A 15,380-nucleotide genomic window follows, 5' to 3' on the forward strand; every position below is an offset into this window, starting at 1 on the left:
ACCCCTGCCCCGGGGCAGCCTGTCGGAGACCGGGCTACTCCTGCACGCCAATGCACGCCTCCACAGGTCCGCGGACCTCACACACGGCCATGAAACGAGAACAATGAACAGCGTCACCTCCACCCGTGAGACCTACAGGCCAGCCATGCACTATGCCGCCAGGGACACGTGGCTTAACGATCCCAACGGACTGGTCTTCCACGAGGGCATCTACCATCTGTATTACCAGAACAACCCCTTCGGAAACGTCCACAGCAACATGTCATGGGGCCATGCCACCTCCACAGACCTGGTCAGCTGGAAGGAACAACCGGTGGCGATCCCCTGCGATGACACCGAGGAAATCTACTCCGGCAGCATCGTGGTGGACACTTACAACACCAGCGGATTCGGCGCGGAGGGGAAGGCCCCCCTGGTGGCCATCTACACGAGCGCGTACAAACCGGGTTCCCCCCACCAGGGCACCCAGGCCCAGTCAATCGCGTGGAGCACCGACGGCGGCTACACCTGGACCAAGTACGCCCACAACCCGGTCCTGACCAGGCACTCACCGGAATTCCGGGACCCGAAGGTCTTCCGCTACAGCGGCCCGGCCGGCAGCTACTGGGTGATGGTGGCAGTGGAAGCACATGACTTCAGTGTTCTGCTTTACCGCTCGGAGGACCTCAAGAACTGGGAATACCTCAGCACCTTCGGCCCCGCAAACGGCACCGGTGGGATCTGGGAATGCCCGGACCTCTTTGAGCTGCCGCTGGACGGTGATGCTGCGGCCATGAAATGGGTCCTAACGGTGAACATGAACCCGGGGGGCCCAAACGGCGGATCAGCAGGCCAGTACTTTGTGGGACAGTTCGACGGCGTCACGTTCAGCTCCGAGACAACCCTCACCGAGGGGATGCAGGACCCGGAGCGCGTAACCGACTACCTGTGGCTGGACTGGGGCCGTGATTACTACGCCGCCGTCTCGTTCAGCAATGTCCCGGACGACCGGCGGCTGATGATCGGCTGGATGAACAACTGGCAGTATGCCAACCACATTCCCACCTCGCCCTGGCGCAGCCCCATGAGCCTCGTCCGGGATGTGTCCCTCGTTTCCGTGAACGGGCAACCCCGGCTCGTGCAGCAACCCGTGCCGGAAGGGACAGCAACTTCGGAACCCGGTCCCGTGCAGCGGGTAATCGTAGACGGCCCGACACCGATTGAGGGCGGCGCGGCAGTGCAGCTCGTTGACATCACCTTCACACCCGGTAGTGCCGAGGAATTCGGCCTTGTGGTACGGGGGTCAGCCGACGGCACGGTCGGGACACGGATCGGGATCCGCCCCGGAAACGGAGAACTCATAGTGGACCGCACCAACTCCGGTGACACGGGCTTCCATGAAGCCTTTCCCTCCACCAGCCGCGCCCCAATTACTGCTCAACCGGACGGGAGCTACACCCTGCAGGTCTTCGTTGACCACTGCTCGGTGGAAGTCTTCGTGAACGCTGGGCTAGTCACCGTGACCGAACTGATCTTCCCCGGTGCCGCCCAAACATCCCTCTCCCTCTACTCCGCCAGCGGCACAGTCGACGCTGCGCTCCAACTCACCGACCTTGGAAGTGAAAAAGCCTGATGGAACACCGCAAGCTGGGATCCTCCGGCCTATACATAAGCGAAATCGCCTACGGAAACTGGTTCACTCACGGTGAGCAGATCAATCAGGCCGCTGCGACGCAATGCGTCAAGCAGGCACTGGACCTGGGCATCACCACTTTCGACACGGCCGATGCCTATGCCGGCACCCGGGCCGAGGAAGCGTTGGGCGAGGCGCTAAAAGGAACACGCCGTGAAAGCGTGGAGATTTTCACCAAGGCCTATTTCCCCACCGGGGAGGGCCGGAACGACCGTGGCCTGTCCCGCAAGCACGTCATGGAGTCCATCAACTCATCGCTTCGCCGGCTCCAAACCGACTACGTCGATCTCTACCAGGCTCACAGGTACGACTACGAGACCCCCCTGGAAGAGACCATGCAGGCCTTCGCCGACATCGTCAGGGCCGGGAAAGCGCACTACATCGGGGTGTCGGAATGGACGACGGACGAGATACGGTCCGGAGTGGCCCTTGCCAACAAACTTGGCGTCCAGCTCATCTCCAACCAGCCGCAGTATTCCATGCTCTGGCGCGTGATCGAACAGGAGATCGTTCCCCTCAGCGAGGAACTGGGCATCGGGCAGATCTGCTGGTCTCCGCTCGCCCAGGGAGTGCTCACGGGCAAGTACGCCCCCGGTGCGGCAGCTCCGCAAGGCTCCCGCTTCCGTGCCGACAACGGCGACCTCAAGAACGACCACCGTTTTCTCAGCGAGGACATCCTTAACCGTGTCCAGCAACTGAAACCCCTGGCCGAAGAGACCGGACTGTCAATGGCAGCCTTCGCTGTCGCATGGGTACTGCAGAACCCCAACGTCTCAGCAGCCATCGTCGGAGCATCCCGGCCCGAGCAGCTTGTAGACAACGTCCAGGCCGCAGGAGTCAAACTCGACCCTGAACTGCTCCAGAGGATCGAAGACATCCTCGGCCCCGTGATCGAAAGAGACCCGGGCAAAGTCGAATCCTTCAAGAACCGTCCCTGAACCGCCCTGCGGGCCCACCAGGGACGGCGGCGCTGGATGTTCCGGCTTAGCCGCACTCCGTAACCCAAGCCCACACCCATCGACACGAAAATTTGTTGACACCCGGAAGTAACGCGAGTAACTTGGATCACAGCCCGCTAGTAACGCGGGTTACTGCGGCAAAACCGACAGACTCTAAACCCGTTAGTACTGGCATCACCCAGCACAACGACCGAACACCGGAGCATTCAATGGCGAAAACCACCTCCCCAAACAAGGCCGGCACTGCAAGGCAGCGTGGCGTCACCATGAATGACGTCGCCAAGCATGCCGGAGTGTCCCGGACGGCTGTTTCATTCGTGCTGAGCAACCGCGAAAACGCCAGCATCTCGGAAGAGACGCGGACCCGCATCGCCGACGCGGTTCAGACGTTGGGTTACCGTCCAAATGCCGGGGCGAGGGCGTTGGCATCCCAGCGCAGCGACTGGTACGGAATCGTCACCGAGATCGTCACCGCACCCTTCGCAGTGGACATCATCAAAGGCGCCCAGGACCAGGCCTGGATTGACCGCCGATTCCTCCTCATCGCCCCATCGGACCAGGGTGTTGAGGCCGGCCCCAACCAGGGCATGGAGGATGCCGCCGTCGAGAAGCTGCTGGAACAGCGGGTCGAAGGTTTGCTGTACGCCGCAACGCACCACCGCGGCGTACATGTTCCCCGAAGCGCCCACGAAGTGCCCTCGGTGCTTATCAACTGTTTCGACCTGGACGGGAAGCTGCCTTCGATCGTCCCTGACGAACGGGCGGGCGGACGGGTCGCCGTCGAACGGCTCCTCCGGGCCGGCCACACCAGGATCGGTGTGATCAACCTGGATCCGAGCATCCCGGCAGCTGTTGGGCGTTTGCAGGGCGTCCGGGAGGCCCTGGCCGACGCGGGCCTGGAGCTTGATCCGGAGCTGGTGATGGCCGGGTATGCGACGGCCGACGGCGGCTACGACGCTGCCTGCCACATCCTTGACCGGTACCCCGCCAAGGACAGGCCAACCGCCCTTTTTTGCCTCAATGACCGCATGGCCATGGGCGCCTACGACGCCATCAAGGAACGCGGTCTGGCCATCCCCGGGGACATCGCCGTGATCGGCTTCGACAACCAGGAACTCATTGCCGCCTACCTCAGGCCCAAGCTGACCACGGTTGCGTTGCCGTTCGAAAAGATGGGCGCTCTGGGAGTCCAGACGCTCGCCGCCCTTACAGCAGGACAGCCGATCACTGCCGACCAGCAGTTGGTCGACTGTCCGCTGGTAGAACGCTCTTCGGTCTGACCGCGAAATCAACGTCGAAGAGCAAACCCCACCCACCCTTCACCTTGCTGATGAAGACAGGAAAGAGATAACCCATCATGACACAACCCAAATTCTTCAAGTCCGCCCGCATTGCCGCGGCCGGACTGGCGGTAGGCGCGATGCTGCTGACCGGCTGCTCGGCCACCGGCAACAAATCTGGCGGCACCGACGCCGCGGCTAACGCCAGCGCGTTCCTCACTATCCCGCGTGAGGACATGGGCACCTTCGTGCAGAACTTCAACCCGTTTGCACCGACGGTCAACCCGATGGTCCAGCAGTCCATTTACGAGTCTCTCCTGATCTTCAACCCGGCCAAGGGAGACACCGTGCCGTGGCTGGCCACCGACTGGAAGGCAGCCGAGGACGGAAAGTCCATCACCTTCACCTTGCGTGACGGGGTGAAGTGGTCCGATGGCCAGCCGTTCGTTGCCGACGACGTGGCTTACACCTTCGAGCTGCAGAAGAAGCTTAAGGGCGGCTACGAGTACCTCGACGGCGTTACGGCAGCAGGCAACAAGGTCACGTTCAACTTCAACAAGCCATGGTCCCCCGCGCTGCACGACGTCGGCCAGCTCAGCATCCTGCCCAAGCACATCTGGTCCGCGCTGGCCGATCCGGAAAAGGACGCCAACGCCAAGCCGGTGGGCACCGGACCGTACACGGAGGTGGACAGCTTCCAGGCCCAGTCCTTCGTGCTGAAGAAGAACCCCAACTACTGGCAGCCGGAAAAGCAGAAGATCGCCGGCATTAAGATGCTCGCATTCGCAGGGAACGACGGCGCGAACCTCGCTGCCGCGAACGGCGACGTGGACTGGGCTCCGCAGTACATTCCGAACATTGAAAAGACGTTCGTCTCCAAGGATCCGGAACACCGTCAGTACTGGTTCCCGGCCACGGGTGCCATGATCAACTGGCAGCTCAATACCACCAAGGCCCCATTCAACGATGTTGATGTCCGCAAGGCGCTGAGCATGGCTGTGGACCGTGATCAGGTCACTAAGATCGGCATGAGCGGCTATGCCAAGCCGGCCGACTGCACGGGACTCTCCGGCAACTACGAAACCTGGAAGAGCAACGAGGTTAAGGACAACTGCACCTGGACCAAGCTTGATGTACAGGCGGCAAGCGACCTCCTGGATAAGGCCGGCTACCCCAAGGGTGCTGACGGCAAGCGCACGCTCAAGGACGGCAAGCCGTTTGAGTTCAAGATTTCCGTGGGTGCGACGTCCTCTGACTGGTTGTCCGTGGCCAATGTGATCTCACAAAACCTTTCTGAGGTTGGCGTGACGGTCAAGGTTGATTCTCCGGACTGGGCTGCCGTGGTGGCTGGCTACGAGACCGGCGACTTCGACTCCGGCATCGTCTGGAGTGCCAACGAACCCAGCCCGTACAAGTACTTCAACACGTCCATGGGCACCGCAAGCGTTAAGCCAGTAGGCACCAAGACTTTCGACAACTACCACCGCTTCGGCGACACCAAGGCTGATGCCCTGCTGGCCGAGTTCGCGGCCGAGTCCGACGAGTCCAAGCAGAAGGACATCGCCAACAAGCTGCAGGAAGAGTACAATGACGCCGCTCCGCTGGTCCCGCTCTTCTCCGGCCCGGAATGGGGTGCCTTCAACGACACCCGCTTCACCGGCTGGCCCACCCAGGACAACCCGTACGCAACCCTCTCGGTCCGTGCACCCACCACTGTCCTGGTTCTGACCACGCTGGAACCGCGCAAGTAGCTACTCCCAGTGCGCTGGTCGCCGGCATCCCCGGCGACCAGCCCTGAACTGCACGCCCGGCGGCGCCTCGCCGCATCGAGGGTCAACCCCGCCGGGCGTGCCTCAAACTTTCCGCAATTCCCGAAATGGAGGGAAACCGTGCGCTTTATCCTTCGCCGCCTGGGTTTCTACCTGATCGCCTTCTGGGCATCGATCACCCTGAATTTCCTGCTCCCGCGCTTTATGCCCGGCGACCCCGTCTCCCGCATGTTCGCCCGCTCCCAGGACCGCATGCAGCCTGAACAGATCGAGGCGCTGCGCAAGCTGCTCGGCGTGGATGACCGGCCCCTGTGGGAGCAATACATCGGCTACCTGCACAACGTGTTCACGGGGCAAATGGGCGTCTCGATCTCCCGTTTCCCCACGCCGGTCACCGAGGTCATCTCGTCCCAGATCGGGTGGACCCTCCTGCTGGGCGGGACCGCGCTGGTGATTGCCGCCGTCGTGGGTAATCTGCTTGGCATCCTGGCGGCGTGGCGGCGGGGCGGCGTGATCGATTCGGCGCTGCCGCCGGTGCTGGTGTTCATCGGTTCCTTCCCCTATTTCTGGCTCGCGATGGGTGCGCTGTACCTGTTTGGCGTGGTGCTGGGCTGGTTCCCGATCCGCCACGCGTTCACGGCCGGTTTGGAGCCCGCGTTTACCTGGGAGTTCATCGGCGACGTCGGTGCGCACCTTGTACTCCCGGCGTTGACTATCGTGCTGGTATCCCTTGGCGGCTGGATGTTGGGCATGCGGAACACGATGATCGCCACGAACTCCGAGGACTACATCACCATGGCCGAGGCCAAGGGTCTCCGGCCGGGCCGCATCATGCTCCGCTATGCGGCAAGGAACGCCATGCTCCCGTCGGTCACGAGCTTCGGCATGGGGCTGGGCTTCGTGGTGGGTGGTGCGCTGCTCACCGAGGTGGTGTTCGCGTACCCCGGTGTTGGCTACCAGCTCCTCAACGCCGTCCAAGGCCTCGACTACCCGCTGATGCAGGGTCTGTTCCTGACCATCACCGCCGCCGTGCTGCTGGCGAACTTTCTGGTGGACATCCTCTACGTCCGCCTCGACCCGCGCGTGCGCAGCAACTGAGGGACCCATCATGACAACCGCAATTCTGAAGCAGCCCGTTGAGCCCACTGAGCCCGCAGCTGCCCGCAAGCCCAACCGCAGTTTCGTTCACGGACTTATCACCAACAAGAAGGCCCTGGTGGGCATGATCGTGATGCTCGTGTTCATTGCGCTTGCGTTGCTGGCCCCCGTGCTGTTCCCCGGAGACCCGTCGCGGATCACCGCGATGGCCTCGCTGGAACCGTCTCCGGAGCACTGGCTCGGCACCACGGCCAAAGGTCAAAACGTGCTTGCCCTGACTGTCCACGGCTCGCGCAGTTCCCTGTTCGTTGGGTTGACTGTTGGCTTCGCATCCACCTTCATCGGCATTTTGGTAGGCCTGGCCTCGGCGTACTTCGGCAAGTTCACTGACGAGGCACTGTCCCTGGTGACCAACGTGTTCCTGCTCCTGCCGGGACTGCCGCTCCTTGTCATCCTGGCAGCGTTCCTGCCGCCGGGTTTGGGAACCGTGATCCTGGTCCTCGTTGTCACCGGCTGGGCTGGGTCGGCGCGTGTATTGCGCTCTCAGGCGCTGTCCATCCGCTCGAAGGACTTTGTGGCCGCGGCTGTGGTGTCCGGCGAACGGGCGGGCCGGATCATGTTCCGCGAGATCCTGCCGAACATGGCCTCGATCGTCATGAGTACCCTGCTGGCCTGCGTGATCTACGGCATCGGCGCCCAGGCAGGCCTGGAGTTCCTTGGCTTGGGTGACGTCAGCACGGTCTCCTGGGGCAACAACCTCTTCTGGGCCGGCAACGAGGGCGCCTTGCTGACCGGCAGCTGGTGGGTCTTTGTTCCCTCGGGTGTCTGCATCGCGCTGGTCGCGTTCGCGCTGGCGCTCATCAACTACGCCGTGGACGAAGTCACTAATCCGCGGCTGCGGAAGATCAAAACCCCAAAAATTACCGAAAGGAGCGCCGCCAAGTGACAGTCTCCCAAGTTTCCTTCGGCTCCCACGAGCCCGTCCTGGAGGTCAAGAACCTCACCGTCAAGTACATCGGCGACACCCGCTCCACCACCGCCGTCGACCGTGTTTCCTTCAGCATCGGCACCGGTGAGGTGTTCGGGCTGGCGGGCGAGTCCGGCTGTGGGAAGTCCACCATCGCCAACTCGATCATGCGGCTCCTGAAGGATCCCGCGAAGATCGCCGGCGGCAGCATCTCCTTCGGCGGCAAGGACGTCCTGGCCATGAGCCCGGAGGAGCTGCGGCGCTTCCGCTGGCAGGACGTGGCCATGGTGTTCCAATCGGCCATGAACTCGCTCAACCCGGTGCTGACCATCGGCGAGCAGATCGTGGATATTTTCACCACCCATGCGGGCTACTCGCGCAAGGAATCGCTGCGGCGTGCCGGTGAGTTGCTCGAATTGGTGAGGATCGACCCCGCACGCCTCAAGTCCTACCCGCACCAGCTCTCGGGCGGCATGCGGCAGCGCGCCGTGATCGCCATGGCCGTGGCGCTCAAGCCGTCCCTGTTGATCCTCGACGAACCCACCACCGCGCTGGACGTGGTGGTGCAGCAGGAAATCATGGCCCAAATCAAGGAACTCCAACGCGAACTTGGTTTCTCCGTTCTCTTCATCACCCACGACATGTCCCTCATGGTGGAGCTCTCGCACCGCATGGCCGTGATGTACGGAGGCCGGATCGTGGAAACCGCGAAAGCCCAGGACGTCTACGCCAACCCCCGCCACCCCTATACTCAGGCGCTGATGGGCGCGTTCCCGCCGCTCACCGGTCCGCGGGTTCCGCTGACGGGACTGCCCGACGGCGTGAAGTTCCGGAACATCCCGGACCTCACCGAAGCAGCACCCGGCCATTTCGTGGCACCTGTCAGTGCCGACGCTTCAGCGGCTGACGCCGCCATCATGGAAGGAGCCGAACGATGAGCCACGCTGTACAGTCTTCATCACGTCCAGACGTTTCCACCCAAACGCCCGCCCTCGAGGTCCGCGGACTGGGAAAGTCCTTCCCCATAGGTGGCCTGTTCTCCCGGGAGTCCGTCCGGGCCCTGCACGGCATCGACCTGACCATTGGCCGTGGAGAGATCGTGGCCCTCGTGGGAGAGTCTGGTTCGGGTAAGAGCACCTTGGCCCGCTGCGTTGCCCGGCTGGAAAAGCCGAGCTCCGGCGAGATCCTGCTCGACGGCGTCGACGTCCTCAAGCGCGACCGTTTCCACGCCTCACGCATGTTTCGATCCCAGCTGCAGATGGTATTCCAGGACCCCTTCGGCTCCCTTAACCCCGCACACCGGGTCGAGCACTTCCTCCGACGGTCCCTCGTGATCCACGGCAAAGGCGGCACCGGCCAACGCGGTTCCGAAGAGCAGACCAGGCACCGCCTCGAAGAGCTCATGACTACCGTCGGGCTTCAAGCCGACATGCTCAACTCCTACCCCCATGAGCTCTCCGGCGGACAACGTCAACGAGTCGCGATCGCACGCGCCCTCGCCGTCGAACCGGAAGTCATCCTCGCCGACGAACCGACGTCCATGCTGGACGTATCCGTCCGCATCGGGGTGCTGAACCTGATGCGGAAACTGCGCGATGAGCGGGGCATCTCCATGCTCTACATCACCCACGATCTCGCCTCCGCCCGGTACCTCGCGGACCGGACGGCCGTCATGTTCGCCGGCGAAATCGTTGAAGAGGGCGAATCACTGGACCTGCTGGCCAATCCGGCCCACCCCTACACACAATTGCTGGTCTCAGCCGTCCCGGACCCGGCCCGGGCCGGGTCCTACGACCCCGTTCACCGCGCCACGCTCCGGCAGGCCGTCATGGCTTCCACTACCTGCGCCTTCGAGAACGACCCCGATCAGCGCTGCTCATCTGAGGAGCCGGTCCGGCACCAGGTGGGCGACCCCCTCAACGGCCACTGGGTCCGCTGCCACCTCTACCGCCCACGCGCCGGCGCCAGCGGCCACGCACTGGCGACAGAACCCCTGCCGGCACCACAACCTGCCGATGGCGAAGCTCTCCAGCCGAGAAGCAAACGCTGAACGAACTGCGCCCCGCTTCGCACAGGCACCCGCTACCGGCCGCTCCGGCCGCCCAGGCGCCGCAATCCAGCTGCTGACATTCCTGTTCCAAGAACGAGTCGACCCGTCTGTCATAGCGCGACCAATCACCCCATCAGATCCAAGCCAAAAGGGGCAACGCCCTGCGCTGCCCAAAATCATCAACATCCACGTAGTAGCAGCACCGAAGCTGCCCACCGAAAGGGAACCGATGGAAAATTCACCCGCCGTCTCTCGGCGTGCTCTCCTGACCGGAAGTGGGGCGGTTGCCCTCACCGGATCGCTCGCACTCTCCACTTCATACGCCGAGTCGGCAGCAGCAGCGCCCCCAAACACTCCCGAGACCGCGCCGGCCAACCCGCTCTCAAAAGGACCAACCCGTATGCGCCCGACCTATCACTTCAGCGTCCCCGACAACTGGAAGAACGACCCACAGCGGCCCATCTACATCGACGGCGAGTACCACTACTACTACCTCTACAACGGCGATTACCTTCAGGGCGGTGGAGGCACATCGTGGCGCCGTGCGACCACCACGGACCACGTCTCCTTCCGCGACCGCGGCGTCGCCATCCCAAAGTTCAGCAACGACAACGGCGACTGCTGGTCAGGATGCCTTGTCATCGACGAACGGAACACCGCCGGATACGGCAAGAATGCTGTGATAGCCCTCGTAACGCAGGCACCCCAAGGCCGCCAAGCCCAATACCTCTGGTATTCGACTGACCGTGGGCGCTCATTCCAACCCGGTGGCACAGCCCCGGTACTGCCAAACCCAGGTGTGCAGGACTTCCGCGACCCAAAGGTAATCTGGGACGCCGACCGGGGGCAGTGGTTCATGGTCAACGCCGAAGGGCAGAAGCTTGGCTTCTACACATCTCCCAACCTGCGCTCCTGGCAGCGCGTCGGCGAATTCGTCCGCACGGATCTAGGGCTGCTTGAGTGCCCCGACCTATTCCGCATCACCGCAGACGACGGTACTTCCCACTGGATCCTTGGCACCAGCGCCAACGGCAAAAGCCGGGGCCTGCCGGCAACCTACGCGTATTGGACAGGGGCCTTCAACGGCACCACCTTTACTCCCGACCACGCCGAACCGGAATGGCTCGACTACGGCTATGACTTCTACGGAGCAGTGACCTATCCCCATCACGACGCCTCCGGTGCAGAGGATGCCACCCTACGCAGGGCGCTCGGATGGGCGAACTTCTGGGACTACCCCCACAACACACCGACCCTGGCGACCGACGCGTATAACGGCGATGACATGATCGTGCGCGACATCCGCCTCAAGAAGGGAAGCGGAAGCTACCACCTCGTCTCAGCCCCCACAGCCGGCCTGGACAACCACGTCAAGCGCAGCCACCGCCTTGGTGACGTCACTGTAACAGGCACCCATGACCTCGATATCCGGTCACTGGCCTACGACCTGAACTGCGAGCTGGCATGGGACCCGGCCACACCGCCCGCCAACATCGGTCTCGAGATATGCCGTGCAGCCGGCGGGGGCCGGCACGTCGCCGCCGGTGCGTTCCTCCGCGGCCCTTTCGCGTACCTCAACCGGAGACCCACCATCAACCCAACCGGCGGCGAAAGCCAGACGCCCATCGACCCCTCAGCAGGGCGCCTCACACTCCGTATCCTCGTGGACCGCACAAGCGTCGAAATGTTCGTAGGAGACGGACGAGTCGTGCACTCACACCGGGTGTTCCCCCTTGAAGGGGACAACGGCATCCGTCTCTACGCACATGAAGGAACTGCCACTTTCCGCAACCTCACGATCAACGAAATCAAAGCGGCGCCTTAGCCCAACCCGAAACGTTCCCGGCAGGTCATTTGCCGCGGCCACCGGCCAGCAGAATCACCTGCCCGCTCCCCCTACCATCACCTGCCCGAGAGGCAAACATGGAAAACCTCAAAGCAGCACGGCATGACGCCCAACAGCCCCTAGATGTCGTCGTTGTCGGAGAAGCGCTGATCGATGTGGTCACCACCCCGAACAGCCAGGTGGAGCATCCCGGCGGATCGCCCGCCAACGTCGCCTACGGCCTCGGGCTCCTGGGCGTCACCACGGGCCTACTCACCGCCATCGCACCCGATGCACGCGGAACATCGATAGAAGACCACCTCCGCCGGGCAGGAGTAACTCTCCTGCCTGGATCAAAATCCCTCGCCCGCACCGCAACAGCCACAGCAACCCTTGGACCCGACGGGTCCGCCGCATACGACTTCGACATCTACTGGGACCTGCCACCAGCAACGCCGACCTCTTTCCCCAAAATTCTCCACACAGGTTCCATAGCCACCTTCCTTAATCCCGGTGCCAGTGCTGTCAAAGCCCTGCTCGAACAAGCCCATGAGCATTGCCTCATCACCTACGACCCGAACATCAGGCCATCCCTGCTTGGCAGCCAGGCCGAAGCGAAATCAACCTTCGAAGAACTCGTCTCCCTGACCGACGTCGTCAAACTCAGCGACGAGGACGCCCACTGGCTCTACCCCGGGAACACACTGGAGGAAACCGCGGACCATATCCTCCGACTGGGCACCGGGCTGACTGTGATAACCAAGGGGGCCGAAGGCTCCCAATTCACGTCCTCCGCCGCAAGCATCACCATCCCCGCAGTCAAAGCCACGGTCGCGGACACCATAGGCGCCGGAGACTCCTACATGGCCGCACTGATCCTGGGCCTCCTCACCCGCGGCACCGAAGGCTTCGCCCCCGCAGTCCTGGAGCAACTGGGACGCACCGCAGCCGCAGCGGCGGCCATTACTGTTCAACGAGCCGGAGCAAACCCGCCGACTCTGGACGAATTGAAATCTGCAGTCGAAGCACCCACGCCCCGGTCCCACGCAATCGCATAAAGTCGCGGCTTCGCACATCGGAATAAGCTCGATGGCTAGCCTTGCTGAGCTACACCCCAAACTGACGTCAGGCAGTCATTCAAACACCGTCAGAGTAGTGCGCAAGCTCGTATTCATTGGCATGAGCACAACGAAAGTCTTAGGTTTCAATCTGACGGTCTTGGCTTGGGAAGGACTTAGCGGCGGTCCGCGGATCGGGTACGTGCCCGATAGCACTCTGGGCCCGGGCCAGAAGCGCCGGCTCGACGGTGAGTCCGTGGCTAGGACCCTCAGCGATACGGCCTCCGGCCGGGACATTGCCAGGACACAACCGGGCGAACTGATGCGCTTTACACGGGACGGAACCATTGTGGTGGTCCACAGCACGGCCCGGCTCGCCCAAAACCTAGATGACCTGCGCTCGATCGTCCCAACTCTGACCAACAAAGGTGCGGGTGGAGTCTGGAAATTAAACGACCGAACGATCCCGTGCCGCGGACCCGTGCCACTTGTAATACAAGTTGGATACTTATATCCTAAGTAGGAGGGCAACGCAGCCCGGACAGCCTGCTTTCGAGGAGCAACCATGAGTACCGTCGACTTCATCCGGCACGTCAAACTTTCCACCGCGCGGCTGCCGCTGGCCGTCCCCATCAGTGACGCCAAGGTTTTCACCGGCCGCCAGAAGCCGATGACCGAAGTGGTGTTCCTGTTCGCGGAGATCACCACCGAACTGGGCTACAGCGGCATCGGCTTCAGCTACTCCAAGCGCGCCGGCGGACCCGCCCAGTACGCCCACGCCAAGGAGATCGCGCAGGGACTCATCGGCGAGGACCCCAACGACATCGGCAGAATCTACACCAAGCTGCTTTGGGCCGGTGCCTCCGTGGGCCGCTCGGGTGTGGCCACCCAGGCCCTCGCCGCCATCGACATCGCTCTCTACGACCTCAAGGCCAAGCGCGCGGGCCTCTCGTTGGCCAAGTTCCTTGGCGCCTACAGGGACTCCGTCCAGACGTACAACACCTCCGGCGGCTTCCTCAACGCCTCCCTCAAAGAGGTCAAGGACCGCGCCACCGCCCTCCTCGAGGAAGGCATCGGCGGCATCAAGATCAAAGTGGGCCTGCCCGATTCCGCCGAAGACCTGCGCCGCGTGGCCGGCATCCGCGAACACATCGGCTGGGATGTTCCCCTGATGGTGGATGCCAACCAGCAGTGGGACCGTGCCACCGCCCTGCGTATGGGCCGCCAGCTGGAGCAGTTCAACCTCATCTGGATCGAAGAGCCGCTGGATGCCTACGACTTCGAAGGCCATGCGCACCTGGCCAACGTCCTTGACACGCCCATCGCCACGGGTGAGATGCTGGCGTCCGTGGCCGAACATAAGAGCCTCATCAACGCCAACGGCTGCGACATCATCCAGCCGGACGCACCCCGCGTCGGCGGCATCACCCAGTTCCTGCGCCTTGCGGCCCTCGCAGACGAGCGCGGACTCGGCCTGGCGCCGCACTTCGCCATGGAGATCCATCTGCACCTCGCCGCGGCGTACCCGCGGGAACCGTGGGTGGAGCACTTCGACTGGCTGGATCCGCTGTTCAACGAACGCCTCGAAACGAAGAACGGCCGCATGCTGGTCCCGGACCGTCCCGGCCTGGGCGTAACCCTCAGTGACCAGGCCCGCGCCTGGACCACAGAGTCCGTGGAGTTCGGCGCGTAACCTTGAACGCATGAGCCGGAACCTGACCGCGGACCTCGCCGCCGACCTTCGCACCCGCATCGTGGACGGCGTCATCCAGCCCGGCGATAAGCTTCCCAGCGAAAACGCGCTGATGGGTGACTTCGGCGTCAGCCGCACCGTGGTCCGCTCGGCGCTGACGCGCCTTCAGGCCGAAGGACTGGTGGAAACCGAACGCGGGCGTGGCAGCTTCGCGCTGACCCCGCCCGACGACGGGCCCCAGCCAGTCCCGGGCAGCCGCCCCGTGGCCAGTGTGGAAGACCGACTTCACCTGCTGGAGTTCCGGCTGGGCGTGGAGGCCGAGGCTGCGGCCCTGGCCGCCCGCAACCACTCCGACCGCCAACTCAGGGCAGTCAATGCTGCCCTGGAACAATTCGCCGCAAGCGCCGACCACCCCGGACACGCCATGAAGTCCGACTTCGAGTTCCACCGGGCCATCGCAGCCGCCTCCGGCAACCCTTTCTACTCAGATTGCCTCGCCGCACTGGGCCAAACGATGATCGCGATGCCGCGCACCCGGCTGCTCACCGGCGTCGAACATTACGCACGGGACCACTTCGACCAGGTGGTGCACGAGCACCGCTCCATCGCTGCCGCCATCGCCGACGGCGATGAAACCGCCGCCTCGGCCGCCATGCGCAGCCACCTCGCAAATTCCCGACGGCGGTTCAAGGCTTCGGTTCGCCCATCCCCCTAGAAGGCTAAGTCGGCGAAGCCGTGATTTTTGGGTCGTGTTTTGGGTGGCTGGGTCAGATTCGTGTTTTAGGCGGCCAGTCCCGTGGCGTGGGTGAGGTTGTCGATCGCGGTTTGGTAGGCGCGAGTGGCGGCCCGCAGCCTCGTTGGTACCGGGGTTTGTAGGTCGGCCAGGCCGGTGGGGAGCAGTCGGTCGTGAACGGCGCTGATGAACATGGCGGTGGAAAGGCCGGTGTCGGTGACCCGGTAGCGGTGGGAGTGTGGGATGCGTTCGATGAGGCCGTGGTGGCGGAGTCGG

The 15,380-nt window shown here is 63.3% G+C and carries 13 protein-coding genes and 1 pseudogene; 13 read left to right on the forward strand and 1 reads right to left on the reverse strand.

Annotated features, from left to right (window positions below):
- Nucleotides 1-103 precede the first annotated feature (103 nt).
- The 13 genes from DAD99_RS08600 to DAD99_RS08660 all read left to right on the forward strand — a co-directional run bounded on the left by DAD99_RS08600 (nucleotide 104) and on the right by DAD99_RS08660 (nucleotide 15,086).
- Nucleotides 104-1,612, forward strand: coding sequence for a glycoside hydrolase family 32 protein (locus DAD99_RS08600; RefSeq protein WP_193341180.1), 1,509 nt, complete (start codon nucleotides 104-106; stop codon nucleotides 1,610-1,612).
- A complete protein-coding gene (locus DAD99_RS08605) occupies nucleotides 1,612-2,610 on the forward strand; it encodes an aldo/keto reductase family protein (RefSeq protein WP_193341181.1) in 999 nt (332 codons plus the stop codon). The genes DAD99_RS08600 and DAD99_RS08605 overlap by 1 nt, the downstream gene beginning before the upstream one ends.
- A 230-nt stretch (nucleotides 2,611-2,840) precedes the next feature.
- Nucleotides 2,841-3,911 (forward strand): LacI family DNA-binding transcriptional regulator, encoded by a 1,071-nt coding sequence (locus tag DAD99_RS08610; protein WP_193341182.1) that lies wholly within the window; start codon nucleotides 2,841-2,843, stop codon nucleotides 3,909-3,911.
- Between the two features lie 77 nt (nucleotides 3,912-3,988).
- Complete coding sequence (locus DAD99_RS08615) at nucleotides 3,989-5,662, forward strand: ABC transporter substrate-binding protein (protein WP_193341183.1); 1,674 nt, start codon at nucleotides 3,989-3,991, stop codon at nucleotides 5,660-5,662.
- Between the two features lie 138 nt (nucleotides 5,663-5,800).
- Complete coding sequence (locus DAD99_RS08620; protein ID WP_193341184.1) at nucleotides 5,801-6,778, forward strand: ABC transporter permease; 978 nt, start codon at nucleotides 5,801-5,803, stop codon at nucleotides 6,776-6,778.
- A gap of 10 nt (nucleotides 6,779-6,788) precedes the next feature.
- A complete protein-coding gene (locus DAD99_RS08625) occupies nucleotides 6,789-7,724 on the forward strand; it encodes an ABC transporter permease (RefSeq protein WP_193341185.1) in 936 nt (311 codons plus the stop codon).
- On the forward strand, nucleotides 7,721-8,683 hold the full coding sequence (locus DAD99_RS08630; protein WP_193341186.1) for an ABC transporter ATP-binding protein: 963 nt from the start codon (nucleotides 7,721-7,723) through the stop codon (nucleotides 8,681-8,683). Before DAD99_RS08625 ends, DAD99_RS08630 begins: the two co-directional genes overlap by 4 nt.
- Nucleotides 8,680-9,795: an oligopeptide/dipeptide ABC transporter ATP-binding protein gene (locus tag DAD99_RS08635; RefSeq protein WP_193341187.1), complete on the forward strand. Its 1,116-nt coding sequence runs from the start codon at nucleotides 8,680-8,682 to the stop codon at nucleotides 9,793-9,795. Before DAD99_RS08630 ends, DAD99_RS08635 begins: the two co-directional genes overlap by 4 nt.
- Nucleotides 9,796-10,195: 400 nt before the next feature.
- Nucleotides 10,196-11,620: a glycoside hydrolase family 32 protein gene (locus DAD99_RS08640; protein WP_193341188.1), complete on the forward strand. Its 1,425-nt coding sequence runs from the start codon at nucleotides 10,196-10,198 to the stop codon at nucleotides 11,618-11,620.
- A 98-nt stretch (nucleotides 11,621-11,718) separates the two neighbouring features.
- Nucleotides 11,719-12,678 carry a PfkB family carbohydrate kinase gene (locus tag DAD99_RS08645; RefSeq protein ID WP_193341189.1) on the forward strand — a complete coding sequence of 320 codons (960 nt, stop codon included), beginning with the start codon at nucleotides 11,719-11,721 and terminating at the stop codon, nucleotides 12,676-12,678.
- A gap of 121 nt (nucleotides 12,679-12,799) precedes the next feature.
- A complete protein-coding gene (locus tag DAD99_RS08650; protein ID WP_193341199.1) occupies nucleotides 12,800-13,201 on the forward strand; it encodes a recombinase family protein in 402 nt (133 codons plus the stop codon).
- A 42-nt stretch (nucleotides 13,202-13,243) separates the two neighbouring features.
- Nucleotides 13,244-14,371: a mandelate racemase/muconate lactonizing enzyme family protein gene (locus tag DAD99_RS08655; protein WP_193341190.1), complete on the forward strand. Its 1,128-nt coding sequence runs from the start codon at nucleotides 13,244-13,246 to the stop codon at nucleotides 14,369-14,371.
- A 10-nt stretch (nucleotides 14,372-14,381) separates the two neighbouring features.
- The gene (locus DAD99_RS08660) at nucleotides 14,382-15,086 is read left to right on the forward strand and encodes a FadR/GntR family transcriptional regulator (RefSeq protein ID WP_193341191.1); all 705 of its coding nucleotides are present in this window, start codon (nucleotides 14,382-14,384) and stop codon (nucleotides 15,084-15,086) included.
- 65 nt (nucleotides 15,087-15,151) lie between these two features.
- Here the strand turns inward: DAD99_RS08660 and DAD99_RS08665 are convergent.
- Nucleotides 15,152-15,380 (reverse strand): annotated as a pseudogene (locus DAD99_RS08665) (hypothetical protein); the annotation flags it as partial.

Origin of the sequence: Pseudarthrobacter sp. AB1, assembly GCF_014926485.1 — a bacterium.
Lineage (GTDB): Bacteria > Actinomycetota > Actinomycetes > Actinomycetales > Micrococcaceae > Arthrobacter.